Annotated in this window: 15 protein-coding genes; 13 read left to right on the top strand and 2 right to left on the bottom strand. The window is 65.2% G+C overall.

Annotated features, from left to right (window positions below):
* The first annotated feature begins 47 nt into the window (after positions 1-47).
* The 10 genes from FHR73_RS10960 (at position 48) to hisC (ending at position 8,023) form a co-directional block, all read left to right on the top strand.
* Positions 48-857, top strand: a complete 810-nt coding sequence (locus FHR73_RS10960; protein ID WP_183631087.1) for an ATP-binding cassette domain-containing protein — start codon at positions 48-50, stop codon at positions 855-857.
* Positions 857-1,651 (top strand): lipid asymmetry maintenance ABC transporter permease subunit MlaE, encoded by a 795-nt coding sequence (gene mlaE / locus FHR73_RS10955; RefSeq protein WP_183631086.1) that lies wholly within the window; start codon positions 857-859, stop codon positions 1,649-1,651. The genes FHR73_RS10960 and mlaE overlap by 1 nt, the downstream gene beginning before the upstream one ends.
* A complete protein-coding gene (gene mlaD, locus FHR73_RS10950) occupies positions 1,651-2,127 on the top strand; it encodes an outer membrane lipid asymmetry maintenance protein MlaD (RefSeq protein WP_007159511.1) in 477 nt (158 codons plus the stop codon). Before mlaE ends, mlaD begins: the two co-directional genes overlap by 1 nt.
* Positions 2,128-2,141: 14 nt before the next feature.
* On the top strand, positions 2,142-2,792 hold the full coding sequence (locus FHR73_RS10945; RefSeq protein WP_183631085.1) for a phospholipid-binding protein MlaC: 651 nt from the start codon (positions 2,142-2,144) through the stop codon (positions 2,790-2,792).
* Complete coding sequence (locus tag FHR73_RS10940) at positions 2,789-3,103, top strand: lipid asymmetry maintenance protein MlaB (RefSeq protein ID WP_183631084.1); 315 nt, start codon at positions 2,789-2,791, stop codon at positions 3,101-3,103. Before FHR73_RS10945 ends, FHR73_RS10940 begins: the two co-directional genes overlap by 4 nt.
* Before the next feature lie 73 nt (positions 3,104-3,176).
* Positions 3,177-3,416 (top strand): BolA family protein, encoded by a 240-nt coding sequence (locus FHR73_RS10935; protein ID WP_007159508.1) that lies wholly within the window; start codon positions 3,177-3,179, stop codon positions 3,414-3,416.
* A 22-nt stretch (positions 3,417-3,438) separates the two neighbouring features.
* The gene (gene murA / locus FHR73_RS10930) at positions 3,439-4,704 is read left to right on the top strand and encodes a UDP-N-acetylglucosamine 1-carboxyvinyltransferase (protein ID WP_183631083.1); all 1,266 of its coding nucleotides are present in this window, start codon (positions 3,439-3,441) and stop codon (positions 4,702-4,704) included.
* 9 nt (positions 4,705-4,713) lie between these two features.
* The gene (gene hisG / locus FHR73_RS10925; RefSeq protein WP_007159506.1) at positions 4,714-5,346 is read left to right on the top strand and encodes an ATP phosphoribosyltransferase; all 633 of its coding nucleotides are present in this window, start codon (positions 4,714-4,716) and stop codon (positions 5,344-5,346) included.
* A 305-nt stretch (positions 5,347-5,651) separates the two neighbouring features.
* Positions 5,652-6,971 (top strand): histidinol dehydrogenase, encoded by a 1,320-nt coding sequence (gene hisD / locus FHR73_RS10920; protein WP_183631082.1) that lies wholly within the window; start codon positions 5,652-5,654, stop codon positions 6,969-6,971.
* Complete coding sequence (gene hisC / locus FHR73_RS10915) at positions 6,968-8,023, top strand: histidinol-phosphate transaminase (RefSeq protein ID WP_183631081.1); 1,056 nt, start codon at positions 6,968-6,970, stop codon at positions 8,021-8,023. Before hisD ends, hisC begins: the two co-directional genes overlap by 4 nt.
* 13 nt (positions 8,024-8,036) lie before the next feature.
* On the opposite strand, the gene FHR73_RS10910 is transcribed toward hisC, so the two are convergent.
* On the bottom strand, positions 8,037-9,158 hold the full coding sequence (locus FHR73_RS10910; RefSeq protein ID WP_183631080.1) for a S1C family serine protease: 1,122 nt from the start codon (positions 9,156-9,158) through the stop codon (positions 8,037-8,039).
* Positions 9,159-9,275: 117 nt separating this feature from the next.
* Between FHR73_RS10910 and FHR73_RS10905 the strand changes: the two genes are divergently transcribed.
* The 3 genes from FHR73_RS10905 to cysN all read left to right on the top strand — a co-directional run bounded on the left by FHR73_RS10905 (position 9,276) and on the right by cysN (position 13,014).
* Positions 9,276-10,031 carry a Nif3-like dinuclear metal center hexameric protein gene (locus FHR73_RS10905; RefSeq protein ID WP_183631079.1) on the top strand — a complete coding sequence of 252 codons (756 nt, stop codon included), beginning with the start codon at positions 9,276-9,278 and terminating at the stop codon, positions 10,029-10,031.
* Between the two features lie 165 nt (positions 10,032-10,196).
* Positions 10,197-11,114 carry a sulfate adenylyltransferase subunit CysD gene (cysD, locus tag FHR73_RS10900; RefSeq protein ID WP_007159501.1) on the top strand — a complete coding sequence of 306 codons (918 nt, stop codon included), beginning with the start codon at positions 10,197-10,199 and terminating at the stop codon, positions 11,112-11,114.
* Between the two features lies 1 nt (position 11,115).
* Positions 11,116-13,014 (top strand): sulfate adenylyltransferase subunit CysN, encoded by a 1,899-nt coding sequence (gene cysN, locus FHR73_RS10895; RefSeq protein ID WP_183631077.1) that lies wholly within the window; start codon positions 11,116-11,118, stop codon positions 13,012-13,014.
* A gap of 51 nt (positions 13,015-13,065) precedes the next feature.
* On the opposite strand, the gene FHR73_RS10890 is transcribed toward cysN, so the two are convergent.
* Complete coding sequence (locus FHR73_RS10890; RefSeq protein ID WP_007159499.1) at positions 13,066-13,380, bottom strand: hypothetical protein; 315 nt, start codon at positions 13,378-13,380, stop codon at positions 13,066-13,068.
* Between the last annotated feature and the right edge of the window lie 112 nt (positions 13,381-13,492).

Here is a 13,492-nt window from a genome sequence, read left to right as displayed (position 1 = left end):
CGGCGGAGCGGCGTCTCCCTGCACAGAGTTGAACCTTAGGAGTCTCGATGACCGTCGATAGCCCGTACGCCGTGGAGCTAAAGGGCGTTTCCTTCAAGCGCGGCACGCGTCTCATCTACGACCGGGTCGATATCCGCATCCCGCGGGGCAAGGTCACCGGGATCATGGGACCGTCCGGCAGTGGCAAGACCACCCTGTTGCGCCTCATCGCCGCCCAGTTGCGACCGAGCAGCGGCGAGATCTGGGTCAATGGCGCCAACCTGCCGCAGCTGTCCCGGGGTGAGCTGTTCGACATGCGCCGGCAGATGGGCGTGCTGTTCCAGAGCGGCGCGCTGTTCACCGATCTCGATGTCTTCGAGAACGTGGCCTTTCCGCTGCGCGTGCACACCAAGCTGCCCGAAGAGATGATCCGCGACATCGTCCTGCTCAAGTTGCAGGCGGTGGGCCTGCGCGGTGCCGTCGAGCTGATGCCGGACGAGCTGTCCGGCGGCATGAAGCGCCGGGTCGCCCTGGCGCGGGCCATCGCCCTGGATCCGCAGATCCTCATGTACGACGAGCCCTTCGTCGGCCAGGACCCCATCGCCATGGGCGTGCTGGTGCGGCTCATCCGCCTGCTCAACCAGGCGCTGGGGCTGACCAGCATCGTGGTCTCCCACGACCTGGCCGAGACCGCCAGCATCGCCGACTACCTCTATGTGGTGGGCGATACCAGGGTGCTGGGACAGGGCACGCCAAAGGAATTGCGCGAATCGCCGGATCCGCGGGTTCGCCAGTTCATGCAGGGCATCCCCGATGGCCCGGTACCCTTCCACTTCGCCGCGCCGGATCTGCGCGATGCCTTGCTGGGGAAACACTGATGCGTAAGGTCTCCGCCGTGGAGCGGATTCGTCGACTGGGCCGCGCCGGGCTGGATGTCGTGGCGGCCATCGGCCGCTCGGTCATCGTCCTGCTGCTGGCGGTGTTCGGTCGCGGTGGCGCGGGCAGCGGCCTGCAGCTGCTGGGCAAGCAACTCTATTCCGTAGGCGTGATGTCGCTGCCGATCATCGTGGTGTCGGGCTTCTTCATCGGCATGGTGATCGCCCTGCAGGGCTACAACATCCTGGTCAAGTACGGCTCCGAGCAGGCGGTAGGGCAGATGGTCGCCCTGACCCTGCTGCGCGAACTCGGCCCGGTGGTGACGGCCCTGCTGTTCGCCGGACGGGCAGGTTCCGCCCTGACTGCCGAGATCGGCAACATGAAATCCACCGAGCAGCTGTCCAGCCTGGAAATGATCGGCGTGGATCCGCTCAAGTACATCGTCGCGCCACGTTTCTGGGCCGGCTTCATTTCCATGCCGCTGCTGGCCGCCATGTTCAACGTGGTGGGTATCTGGGGCGCGGCCATGGTCGCCATCGACTGGCTCGGCGTCTATGACGGCTCCTTCTGGGCCACCATGCAGAACAGCGTGATGCTCAGCGACGTGCTCAATGGCGTGATCAAGAGTCTGGTGTTCGCCTTCGTGGTGACCTGGGTCGCCGTCTTCCAGGGGTATGACTGCGAGCCGACCTCCGAAGGCATCGGCCGCGCCACCACCCGTACCGTCGTCTATGCGTCGCTCGCCGTGCTCGGCCTCGACTTCATTCTTACCGCCCTGATGTTTGGAGATCTCTGATGCAAACCCGCACCCAGGAAATCGGTGTCGGACTCTTCCTGCTGGCCGGCGTGCTCGCACTGCTGCTGCTGGCGCTGCGGGTAAGCGGTCTGACGATGAGCGACCATCACGATACCTACAAGGTCTATGCCTACTTCGACAACATCGCCGGTCTCACCGTGAGATCGAGGGTGACCATGTCGGGCGTGACCATCGGCAAGGTCACCGCCATCGATCTCGACCGCAACAGCTACCGCGGCCGGGTCACCATGCAGATCGACAAGCAGGTGGACAACCTGCCGACCGATTCCATCGCCTCGATCCTGACCGCCGGCCTGCTCGGCGAGAAATACATCGGCATCAGCGTGGGCGGTGACGAGCAGGTGCTCAAGGAAGGCTCGACCATTCGAGATACACAATCGTCCCTGGTTCTCGAAGACCTGATCGGCAAATTCCTGCTCAATTCGGTCAATAAAGACTCTTCCGCCAATAAATGATGAGAGGCTTCTCCATGCTCAAGCTACTTCGTCACGGAGTGATCGCGATCCTGGCCCTGCTGCCACTGGTGTCCCAGGCGGCGCCCTCGGCCCACGACGTGATCCAGCAGACCACCAGCACCCTGCTCAGCGATCTCGAGGCCAATCGCGACCGGTATCGCAGCAGCCCGGAAGCCTTCTACGAGTCGCTCAACAACATCCTCGGCCCGGTGGTGGATGCCGAAGGCATCTCGCGCAGCATCATGACCGTGCGCTACAGCCGCAGCGCCTCGCCCGAGCAGATGGCGCGCTTCCAGGAGAACTTCAAGCGCAGCCTGATGCAGTTCTATGGCAATGCGCTGCTGGAGTACAACAACCAGGGTATCCGGGTGCTGCCCGAAGGGCCGTCCGACGGTCCCGATCGCACCAGCGTGGGCATGGAGGTCAAGGGCAACAACGGCGCCGTGTACCCGGTGCAGTACAGCATGGTCAAGCAGGGCAATGAGTGGAAGGTGCGCAACGTCATCATCAATGGCCTGAACCTCGGCAAGCTGTTCCGCGACCAGTTCGCCCAGGCGATGCAGGAAAACGGCAACGACCTGGACAAGACCATCAACAACTGGGCGGGCACCGTGGCCAAGGCCAAGGATTCTCCCGAGGCCCAGAAGGCCAAGGTCGGTTCGTGAGTCGCGCCACCATCACCGGTGAAGGCGCCCGACTGCAGCTGTCGGGCGTTCTCGAGCACGCCAATGTGCCCACCCTGCGCGAGCAGGGCAGGGCGCTGATCGGCCAGGGCAGCGGGCCGCTGGTACTCGACTGCGCCGGTGTCGAACGCTCCAACAGCGCCGGCCTGGCGCTGTTGCTGGCCTGGCTGCGCGATGCCCAGGCCGCGGGTCGCCCGCTGACCATCGCCGGCCTGCCCTCCGAGTTGCGGCAGATCGCCGACGTCTCGGATGCCCTCGAACTGCTGCCCCTGGCGGACGACGCTCACGGGTAGTGGTCATCGCAGTCGCCGTACAGCCGGTTTTTTTGTATGATCGCCGGCTGTACTAGATTGCCGAGGTGCCGCCATGCAGGCCCAAGAAGTCAAAAGCCTCCTGGAGGCAAAACTGGCCGATACCCAGGTCGAAGTGGAAGGCGAGGGCTGCAACTTCCAGCTCTACCTGATCAGCGACGAGCTCCAGGCACTCAGCCCGGTCAAGCGTCAGCAGCAGGTCTACTCCCATCTCCAGCCGCAGATCGCCGATGGCAGCATCCATGCTGTCACCATGAAATTCTTCACCCGTGCTGCCTGGGCCGAACGCGCCTGATTCGCAGCGCCGAGAACTCGCTATGGACAAACTGATCATTACCGGCGGCAACTGCCTGAACGGTGAAATTCGCATTTCCGGGGCCAAGAACTCCGCCCTGCCGATCCTGGCCGCGACCCTGCTCGCCGACACCCCGGTGACCATCGCCAACCTGCCGCACCTGCACGACATCACCACCATGATCGAGCTGTTCGGTCGCATGGGAGTCCAGCCGGTGATCGGCGAAAAGCTCAATGTCGAGGTGGATGCGTCCAGCATCAAGACCCTGGTCGCGCCCTATGAACTGGTCAAGACCATGCGCGCCTCGATCCTGGTGCTGGGCCCGATGGTCGCGCGCTTCGGCGAAGCGGAAGTCGCCCTGCCCGGCGGCTGCGCCATTGGCTCGCGTCCGGTCGATCTGCACCTGCGCGGCCTGGAAGCCATGGGTGCCAAGATCACCGTCGAAGGCGGCTACATCAAGGCCAAGGCGCCGGCCGGCGGCCTGCGCGGTGCCCACTACTACTTCGATACCGTCAGCGTGACCGGTACCGAGAACGTGCTGATGGCCGCCACCCTGGCCAAGGGTCGCAGCGTGATCCAGAACGCCGCCCGCGAGCCCGAGGTCGTCGATCTGGCCAACTGCCTGATCGCCATGGGTGCCAACATCCAGGGTGCCGGTACCGACACCATCACCGTGGAAGGCGTCGAGCGCCTGGGCGGCGCCACCTATTCGGTGCTGCCGGACCGCATCGAGACCGGCAGCTACCTGGTCGCCGCCGCTGCCACCCGCGGCCGCGTCAAGCTCAAGGACACCGATCCGACCATCCTCGAGGCCGTGCTGGCCAAGCTGGAAGAGGCCGGTGCCCACATCTCGACCGGCAGCAACTGGATCGAGCTGGACATGAAGGGCAATCGCCCCCGTGCGGTCAACATCCGCACGGCGCCCTACCCGGCGTTCCCCACCGACATGCAGGCCCAGTTCATCTCCATGAACGCCGTCGCCGAAGGCACCGGTACCGTGGTCGAGACCATCTTCGAGAACCGCTTCATGCACGTTCACGAAATGGTGCGCATGGGCGCCAACATCGCCATCGAAGGCAATGCCGCCATCGTCACCGGGGTCCAGAGCCTCAAGGCCGCTCCGGTCATGGCGACCGACCTGCGCGCCTCGGCGAGCCTGGTCATCGCCGCCCTGGTGGCCGAAGGCGATACCCTGATCGATCGCATCTACCACATCGACCGCGGCTACGAATGCATCGAGGAGAAATTCCAGCTGCTCGGTGCCAAGATCCGTCGTACGCCCAAGTAAGGACCTCCGATGCTGACCATCGCCCTGTCCAAGGGCCGTATCCTCGACGACACCCTGCCGCTGCTGGCGGCGGCGGGGATCGCCCCGACCGAGAATCCGGACAAGAGCCGCAAGCTCATCATCCCGACCACCCAGGACGATGTGCGCCTGCTCATCGTCCGCGCCACCGACGTACCCACCTATGTGGAGCATGGCGCCGCGGACCTGGGCGTGGCCGGCAAGGACGTGCTGATGGAATACGGCGGCGATGGCCTCTATGAGCCGCTGGACCTGCGCATCGCCCGCTGCAAGCTGATGACCGCGGGTGCCGTCGGCGCCCCGGCACCGCGTGGCCGGCTGCGGGTGGCGACCAAGTTCGTCAACGTCGCCAAGCGCTACTATGCCGAGCAGGGTCGCCAGGTCGACATCATCAAGCTGTACGGCTCCATGGAGCTGGCACCGCTGGTGGGGCTGGCCGACAAAATCATCGACGTGGTCGACACCGGCAATACCCTCAAGGCCAACGGTCTCGAACCCCAGGAGCTGATCGCCCACATCAGCTCGCGCTTGATCGTCAACAAGGCCTCGATGAAGATGCAGCATGGCCGTATCCAGGCGCTCATCGAGACCCTGAGACACGCCGTCGAGGCGCGCGGCGCCTGAGAACCTGTTCAAAGCCTGCTGCGCGTCGGCCAAACTGCGTTAAAAATGGCTTCGGAATGCTCATTTACCACTCGTAAACTCGTTCGCGAGCCCGGTCCGCTTCCTCAGCCATTTTTGCCTTGTTTGTCTCTAGCTCGCGAGACTTTGAACAGGCTCTACGTTCTGGCCGGTGGCTGAGTGCCGGCCCGAACCGCTTCCATCCCTCCAGCTTCGCCTATCCGTGCCATAGCCAAATTGTCGGGCGCCCACACGGAGCCGGCTGTTACTCTCGGGCGCCCCTTTCGCTCTCCTGAAGAGGATCCGCCATGACCGCTCCGCTCGCCATCCGCCGACTCGCCGCCGCCGCTCCGGATTTCGCCGAGCATCTGGATCATCTGCTGAGCTGGGAAGGGGTGTCCGACGCCGACATCAACCAGCGGGTCCTGGCGATCATCGCCGACGTCCGTCATCAGGGCGATCAGGCGCTGCTGGAATACACCCGGCGCTTCGACGGTGTCGAAACGACCTCGATGAGCGATCTCATCCTGCCGCGTGCGCGCCTGGAAGAGGCCCTGACCCGGATCACGCCGGAGCAGCGTACCGCGCTGGAAGCCGCCGCCGAGCGCGTCCGTCGTTATCACGAAAAGCAGCGCCAGGATTCCTGGCAGTACCAGGAGGCCGACGGCACCGTGCTCGGTCAGCAGGTCACCCCGCTGGATCGTGCCGGTCTCTATGTGCCGGGGGGCAAGGCCTCCTATCCCTCCTCGGTGTTGATGAACGCCATTCCCGCCAAGGTCGCCGGCGTGCCCGAGGTGGTCATGGTGGTGCCGACGCCCCGCGGCGAGGTCAACGAACTGGTGCTGGCCGCCGCGGCCCTGGCCGGTGTCGATCGCGTCTTCACCATCGGTGGTGCCCAGGCCGTGGCCGCCCTGGCCTATGGCACCGAAAGCGTACCGCCGGTGGACAAGATCGTCGGTCCCGGCAACATCTATGTCGCCACCGCCAAGCGCCACGTGTTCGGCAAGGTCGGCATCGACATGATCGCCGGCCCGTCGGAGATCCTGGTGGTCTGCGACGGTCAGACCGATCCCGACTGGATCGCCATGGACCTGTTCTCCCAGGCCGAGCACGACGAAGATGCCCAGGCCATCCTGGTCAGTCCGGACGCCGCCTTCCTCGACGCCGTGGCGGCCAGCATCGCTCGTCTGTTGCCGGAGATGGAGCGCGCCGACATCATCCGCGCCTCCCTGGAAGGTCGCGGTGCCCTGATCCAGGTCGCCGACATGGCCCAGGCCATTGAGGTGGCCAACCGCATCGCCCCCGAACACCTGGAACTGTCCGTCGCCGAGCCCGAGCAGTGGCTGCCCAAGATCCGCCACGCTGGCGCCATCTTCATGGGTCGCTACACCGCCGAGGCCCTGGGCGACTACTGCGCCGGTCCCAACCATGTGCTGCCGACCTCGGGTACCGCACGCTTCTCCTCGCCCCTGGGCGTGTACGACTTCCAGAAGCGTTCCTCGATCATCCACTGCTCGGCCACTGGCGCTTCCGCGCTGGGCCGGGTCGCCTCGGTCCTGGCGCGTGGCGAGTCCCTGACCGCCCACGCCCGCAGCGCCGAATACCGTATTCAGGAGGAGCAGGCATGAGCGAACTCTGGAGTCCCTTCGTCAAGAACCTGGTGCCCTATGTGCCGGGTGAGCAGCCCAGGCTGACCAACCTGGTCAAGCTCAACACCAACGAGAATCCCTACGGTCCGTCGCCGCGGGCGCTGGACGCCATCCGCGCCGCGGCCACCGACGACCTGCGGCTCTATCCCGACCCCAACGGCCAGGCGCTGAAGGATGCCGTCGCTCAGTATTACGGCATTCAGAGCGACCAGGTGTTTGTCGGCAACGGCTCGGACGAGGTGCTGGCGCACATCTTCCTGGGCCTGTTCGGCCATGGCCGAACAGTGCTGTTCCCGGACATCAGCTACAGCTTCTATCCGGTCTATTGCGGCCTCTACGACATCGCCTTCGAGACCCCGACGCTGGACGAGGATTTCCAGATCGTCCCCGAGGACTACCTGCGGCCCAATGGCGGGATCATCTTCCCCAACCCCAATGCGCCGACCGGCAGCGCCCTGGCGCTGGATGCCATCGAGCGCATCGTCGCCGGCAATCCGACCTCGGTAGTGGTGGTGGACGAAGCCTATGTCGACTTCGGGGCGGAGTCCGCGGTCGCCCTGATCGAGCGCCATGCCAATCTGGTGGTGACCCAGACGCTGTCCAAGTCCCGTTCCCTGGCCGGTCTGCGGGTGGGCCTGGCCATGGGTCAGGCGCCGCTGATGGAGGCCCTGGAGCGAATCAAGAACAGCTTCAACTCCTATCCGCTGGATCGCCTGGCCCTGGCCGGCGCGACCGCTGCCTTCGAGGATCGCGCCTACTTCGACGAGACCTGCCGGCAGGTGGTCGAAAGCCGCGAAGCGCTGGTCGGCCAGTTGCTGGAGCGCGGTTTCGAGGTCCTGCCCTCGGCCGCCAACTTCATCTTCGCCCGGCATGTGCAGAAGGGTGGGGCGGTGCTGGCCGCGGGCTTGCGCGAGCATGGCGTCATCGTGCGCCACTTCAGCCGCCCCGAACGCATCGCCGACTTCCTGCGCATCACCATCGGCACGCCCGCGCAGAATCAGGCGTTGATCGCGGCCCTCGATACCCTCTGAGGGACGCCCACGGCTAGCGCGCCTTCTCCATCAGGGGGCGCAGCCCGACGGTAACCTTGACCTGCACGGTCTTGTCCTGGCGCAGCACCTCGATGGGGATGCTGTCGCCAGGCTGCTTGCGGGCGATCTGGTTCATCGCCAGTCGGCCGTCCCTGATCGGCTGGCCGGCCAGCTTGACCAGCACGTCGCCCGCGCGCAGACCGCCCTTGTGCGCCGGTCCTTCCGGATCGATATCCGTCACCACGATGCCCTGGTCGACCTTGAGGCCATAGGTCTTGACCAGCTCTGGTGTGATCACCTCCACCGCAACCCCCAGCCAGCCGCGGATGACCTGGCCGTGCTGGATGATCGAGCGCATGACCTCCATGGCCAGCTTGATCGGGATGGCGAAGCCGATGCCCTGGGAGCCGCCGGAGAGGATGGCGGTGTTGATGCCGATCAGATTGCCGTTGGCATCCACCAGCGCCCCGCCCGAATTGCCCAGGTTGATCGCCGCATCGGTCTGGATGAAGTCCTCGTAGGTATTGAGACCCAGCTGGTTGCGGCCGGTGGCGCTGATGATGCCCATGGTCACGGTCTGGCCGACGCCGAAGGGATTGCCGATGGCCAGCACCACGTCGCCGATGCGGATGGCGGTCGAATCGCCCACCGAGATGGCCGGCAGGTTGGGCAGGTCGATCTTGAGCACGGCGAGGTCGGTGGCCGGATCGTTGCCGATCAGCTTGGCCAGGGTCTGGCGACCGTCGGCGAGCGCTACCACGATGGATTCGGCGTCGAGGGTCACGTGGTTGTTGGTCAGCAGATAACCGTCATGGCTCATCAGCACGGCCGAGCCCAGGCTGAGTTCTTCCACCGGTTTGGTCGCGCCCTTGCGGTCACTGGCCGTGTCGCCGGCCTTGCCCGGCTTGGCTGCCTTGGTCGAACGCAGCGACACCACCGCCGGCGCGGCGCGACTCGCCGCGTCGGCATAGGAGACCGGTCCCTGCTGGCGTGAAGTCGCGGGCGCCTGGGCCGCCTCGAACAGCGGCGGCTGGGCAGGCAGGCCGAGCCATTGCGGATAGCGCTGCATGATCAGGGCCGCAACGAGCAGACCGCACAGCACGGGCCAGCCGAGATAACGCAAAGCCTTGTACATCGATCACATCCTTGAATTTGTCCACCCGGGGTGCGCCGGATAAGCTGGCGGGCATTATAAGGAGCGGCGCCACCCGAAGACACGCTGTGGCGCCGCCAGCGAGGAGGTAAGCCGTCCGTGACCCTGTCCCTTGATCAACTGGTGGAGACCGCCGACCGCTACCTGGAGTCGGCCCGTATCCAGGATTATTGCCCCAATGGCCTGCAGGTCCAGGGCCGCGAGCAGGTGCGCCTGCTGGTCAGTGGCGTCACCGCCTCCCAGCAGCTGCTGGACGCCGCCGTGGCGGCCGGGGCCGATGCCATCCTGGTGCACCATGGCTATTTCTGGAAGAACGAGGACGCCCGCCTCATCGGCATGAAGCACCGGCGGATCAAGACGCTGCTGGGCCACGACATCAGCCTGCTGGCCTACCACCTGCCGCTGGACGTTCATCCCGAGGTGGGCAACAACGTCCAGTTGGGTCGTCGCCTGGGCCTGCAGGATATCCGGCCGTTGCCGGGCGATGCCAAGGGACTGATCTGGCAGGGCGAGTTGCCGCGGTCGCAATCCGCCGCGGACTTTGGTCGGCAGGTGGCGCATGTGCTGCAGCGCGAGCCACTGGTGGTCGATGGCGGGCGGTCGATCCGGCGCCTGGCCTGGTGCACCGGCGGCGCCCAGGGCTACATCGATCAGGCCATTGCGGCGGGGGTGGATGCCTATCTCACCGGCGAGGTATCCGAGCAGACGGTGCACAGCGCTCGCGAGAACGGGGTGAGTTTCTTCGCTGCCGGCCACCATGCCACCGAGCGCTATGGCGTGCAGGCGCTGGGCGACTTTCTGGCCGCGCAACTGGGCATCGAGCATCGCTTCATCGACTGCGACAATCCCGCCTGAGCGTCATAAGCATATAACTTCTGGATCTAGATGGCCTGGCGGGCCATAACCAGCGCCTATGGTAAGGTTGAGGTTCGTCCACGGCCCGCTCCGTCCGGTGTGTCCAGTCGACTGGATGCCGCAACGGACATCTCCTAGGCCACCTTTCTGCAATCGTGAGTAGCCATGCTCGACAAACAGACGCACCTCAAACAGCTTGAGGCGGAAAGCATCCACATCATCCGTGAAGTGGCCGCCGAGTTCGACAATCCGGTCATGCTGTATTCCATCGGCAAGGACTCGGCCGTGATGCTGCACCTGGCCCGCAAGGCCTTCTTTCCCGGCAAGCTGCCGTTCCCGGTACTCCACGTGGACACCGGCTGGAAATTCCAGGCCATGTACGAATTCCGCGATCGCATGGTCGCCGACATGGGTCTCGATCTGCTGGTGCACAAGAATCCGGAAGGGGTCGCCCAGGGCATCAACCCCTTCACCCATGGCAGCGCCAAGCATACCGACATCATGAAGACCCAGGGCCTCAAGCAGGCGCTGGACAAGTACGGCTTCGACGCGGCCTTCGGCGGCGCCCGCCGTGACGAGGAGAAGTCCCGGGCCAAGGAGCGCGTCTACTCCTTCCGTGACAGCAAGCACCGCTGGGACCCGAAGAACCAGCGCCCCGAGCTGTGGAACATCTACAACGGCAAGACCAACAAGGGCGAGTCGATCCGTGTCTTTCCGCTGTCCAACTGGACCGAGCTGGACATCTGGCAGTACATCTATCTCGAAGGCATCCCGATCGTGCCGCTGTACTTCGCCGCCGAGCGCGAGGTGATCGAGAAGAACGGCACCCTGCTCATGATCGACGACGACCGTATCCTCGAGCACCTCTCGCCCGAGGAGAAGGCGCGCATCCACAAGCGCCAGGTGCGCTTCCGTACCCTTGGCTGCTACCCCCTGACCGGTGCGGTGGAGTCTCAGGCGACCACGCTGACGGACATCATCCAGGAGATGCTGCTCACCCGCACCTCCGAACGCCAGGGCCGGGTCATCGACCACGATGGCGCCGGATCCATGGAAGAGAAGAAACGTCAGGGGTATTTCTAAGATGTCGCACCAATCCGATCTGATCGGCCAGGACATCCTGGCCTACCTGGCGCAGCACGAACGCAAGGAGCTGCTGCGCTTTCTCACCTGCGGCAACGTCGACGACGGCAAGAGCACCCTGATCGGGCGGCTGCTGCACGATTCCAAGATGATCTACGAGGATCACCTGGAAGCCATCACCCGTGATTCCAAGAAGGTGGGGACCACCGGCGAAGAGGTCGATCTGGCGCTGCTGGTGGACGGCCTGCAGGCCGAGCGCGAGCAGGGCATCACCATCGATGTGGCCTATCGCTACTTCTCCACCGCCAAGCGCAAATTCATCATCGCCGATACCCCCGGCCATGAGCAGTACACCCGCAACATGGCCACCGGGGCCTCCACCTGCGACCTGGCGATCATCCTGGTCGACGCCCGCTACGGCATCCAGACCCAGACCCGTCGGCACAGCTACATCGCCTCGCTGCTGGGCATCAAGCACATCGTGGTCGCCATCAACAAGATGGACCTGCTGGGCTTCGACGAGGCGGTGTTCGAGCGCATCAAGGACGACTACCTGGCCTTCGCCCAGCGCATCGACCTGAACGCCAGGGACATCCATTTCGTGCCCATGTCGGCGCTCAAGGGCGACAACGTGGTCAACCGCAGCGAGCAGACGCCCTGGTACAGCGGCAAGCCGCTGATGGAGATCCTCGAGACCGTCGAGATCGCCGCGGATCGCAACCTGGACGACCTGCGCTTTCCGGTGCAGTACGTCAACCGGCCCAACCTCAACTTCCGTGGCTTCGCCGGGACCCTGGCCTCGGGCGTGGTCACCAAGGGCGATGCCGTGGTGGTCCTGCCGTCGGGCAAGGGCAGCCGGGTCAAGTCCATCGTTACCTACGAAGGCGAGCTGGAGCAGGCGGGTCCTGGCCAGGCGGTGACCCTTACCATGGAAGACGAGATCGACATCTCCCGCGGCGATGTCCTGGTGCATGCCGACAATCGGCCGCAGGTGACCGACAGCTTCGAGGCCATGCTGGTGTGGATGGCCGAGGAGCCCATGCGCCCTGGCAAGAAGTACGACATCAAGCGCGCCACCAGCTATGTGCCGGGTTCGCTGCCGAGCATCGTGCACACGGTGGACGTCAACACCCTGGAGCACGGCGCTGCCAGCGAACTCAAGCTCAACGAGATCGGCCGGGTCAGGGTGGCCCTGGATGCCGCCATCGCCCTGGACGGCTATGGCGTCAACCGCACCACCGGCGCCTTCATCGTCATCGACCGCCTGACCAACGGCACCGTGGGTGCCGGCATGATCATCGCCGAACCGGTGGACGCTACCGGTCACGGCCAGGGCGCGCATCAGTTGCACGTCGCCACCAGCGAGCGGTCGGCCCGTTTCGGTCAGCAGCCCACCACGGTGCTCTTCACCGGTCTCTCCGGTGCCGGCAAGACCACTCTGGCCTATGCCCTGGAGCGCCGGCTGTTCGATGCCGGTCGTGCGGTCTTCGTGCTGGACGGCCAGAATCTGCGCCACGACCTGAACAAGGGTCTGCCGCAGGATCGCGCCGGTCGTCGCGAGAACTGGTTGCGCGCCGCCCAGGTGGCCCGCCAGTTCAACGAGGCCGGCCTGATCGCCCTGGCCGCCTTCGTTGCGCCGGATGCCGAGGGCCGGGCCCAGGCCCAGGCGCTGATCGGCGCCGAGCGTCTGCTGACCGTGCATGTCAAGGCGTCGCCCAAGGCCTGTGCCGAGCGCGATCCCCAGGGACTCTATGCGGCCGGTGGTGACAACATCCCGGGCCTGTCCTTCGCCTACGACGCCCCGGAAGACGCCGATCTGGTGATCGACACCGAGGAGCTGTCGGTGGAGGAGGGCGTCCAGCAGATCCTCGACGTCCTGCGTCGGCGTCAGGTGATCTAGGGCGTTCAGCCATGAAAAAACCCGCCTCTCGGCGGGTTTTTTCATGGGCCCTTACCAGCGCGGGGGCGGGCCGTAGTAGTAGGCGCCGGGCGGCGGGCCGTAATACACGGGGCGCGGCTCCACCACGCGGTATTCGTAGACCGGTGCCGGTTCGTAGTAGACCACGCGCGGCGGGGGCGGCGGCGGTGGCCCTTCGACATAGACCGGCTCGCGGGCGTAGGAATGGGAGACGATGGCTCCGCCGACCACGGCGCCCACCACGGCACCAAGGAAGGCCGGACCGGGGCCACGACCGTGGGCGGACGCCTGACCGGCGATGGCGAGGCAACCGGCAAGCACCACGACTTGAGTGATGCGACGTAGCATGATCATTCTCCTGCAGCCCGGGGAAATGAAACCGGGTATGTCTATCAGACCGCAAGGGCGGCGAGTCGCCTAGATCGACGCGGGTAAAGTTTGGGTAAAACCAAATCCGGGG

Source organism: Pseudomonas sp. AS2.8, assembly GCF_014190935.1.
In the GTDB taxonomy this organism is placed as follows: Bacteria; Pseudomonadota; Gammaproteobacteria; order Pseudomonadales; family Pseudomonadaceae; genus Chryseomonas.
This window is presented reverse-complemented; position numbering and strand designations above follow the sequence as displayed.

Bases quoted from the DNA above. Each gene is read 5' to 3' on its own strand.
- FHR73_RS10960 (WP_183631087.1), top strand. From the start codon at position 48: ATGACCGTCGATAGCCCGTACGCCGTGGAGCTAAAGGGCGTTTCCTTC.
- mlaE (WP_183631086.1), top strand. From the start codon at position 857: ATGCGTAAGGTCTCCGCCGTGGAGCGGATTCGTCGACTGGGCCGCGCC.
- mlaD (WP_007159511.1), top strand. From the start codon at position 1,651: ATGCAAACCCGCACCCAGGAAATCGGTGTCGGACTCTTCCTGCTGGCC.
- FHR73_RS10945 (WP_183631085.1), top strand. From the start codon at position 2,142: ATGCTCAAGCTACTTCGTCACGGAGTGATCGCGATCCTGGCCCTGCTG.
- FHR73_RS10935 (WP_007159508.1), top strand. From the start codon at position 3,177: ATGCAGGCCCAAGAAGTCAAAAGCCTCCTGGAGGCAAAACTGGCCGAT.
- murA (WP_183631083.1), top strand. From the start codon at position 3,439: ATGGACAAACTGATCATTACCGGCGGCAACTGCCTGAACGGTGAAATT.
- hisG (WP_007159506.1), top strand. From the start codon at position 4,714: ATGCTGACCATCGCCCTGTCCAAGGGCCGTATCCTCGACGACACCCTG.
- hisD (WP_183631082.1), top strand. From the start codon at position 5,652: ATGACCGCTCCGCTCGCCATCCGCCGACTCGCCGCCGCCGCTCCGGAT.
- hisC (WP_183631081.1), top strand. From the start codon at position 6,968: ATGAGCGAACTCTGGAGTCCCTTCGTCAAGAACCTGGTGCCCTATGTG.
- FHR73_RS10910 (WP_183631080.1), bottom strand. From the start codon at position 9,158: ATGTACAAGGCTTTGCGTTATCTCGGCTGGCCCGTGCTGTGCGGTCTG.
- cysD (WP_007159501.1), top strand. From the start codon at position 10,197: ATGCTCGACAAACAGACGCACCTCAAACAGCTTGAGGCGGAAAGCATC.
- cysN (WP_183631077.1), top strand. From the start codon at position 11,116: ATGTCGCACCAATCCGATCTGATCGGCCAGGACATCCTGGCCTACCTG.
- FHR73_RS10890 (WP_007159499.1), bottom strand. From the start codon at position 13,380: ATGCTACGTCGCATCACTCAAGTCGTGGTGCTTGCCGGTTGCCTCGCC.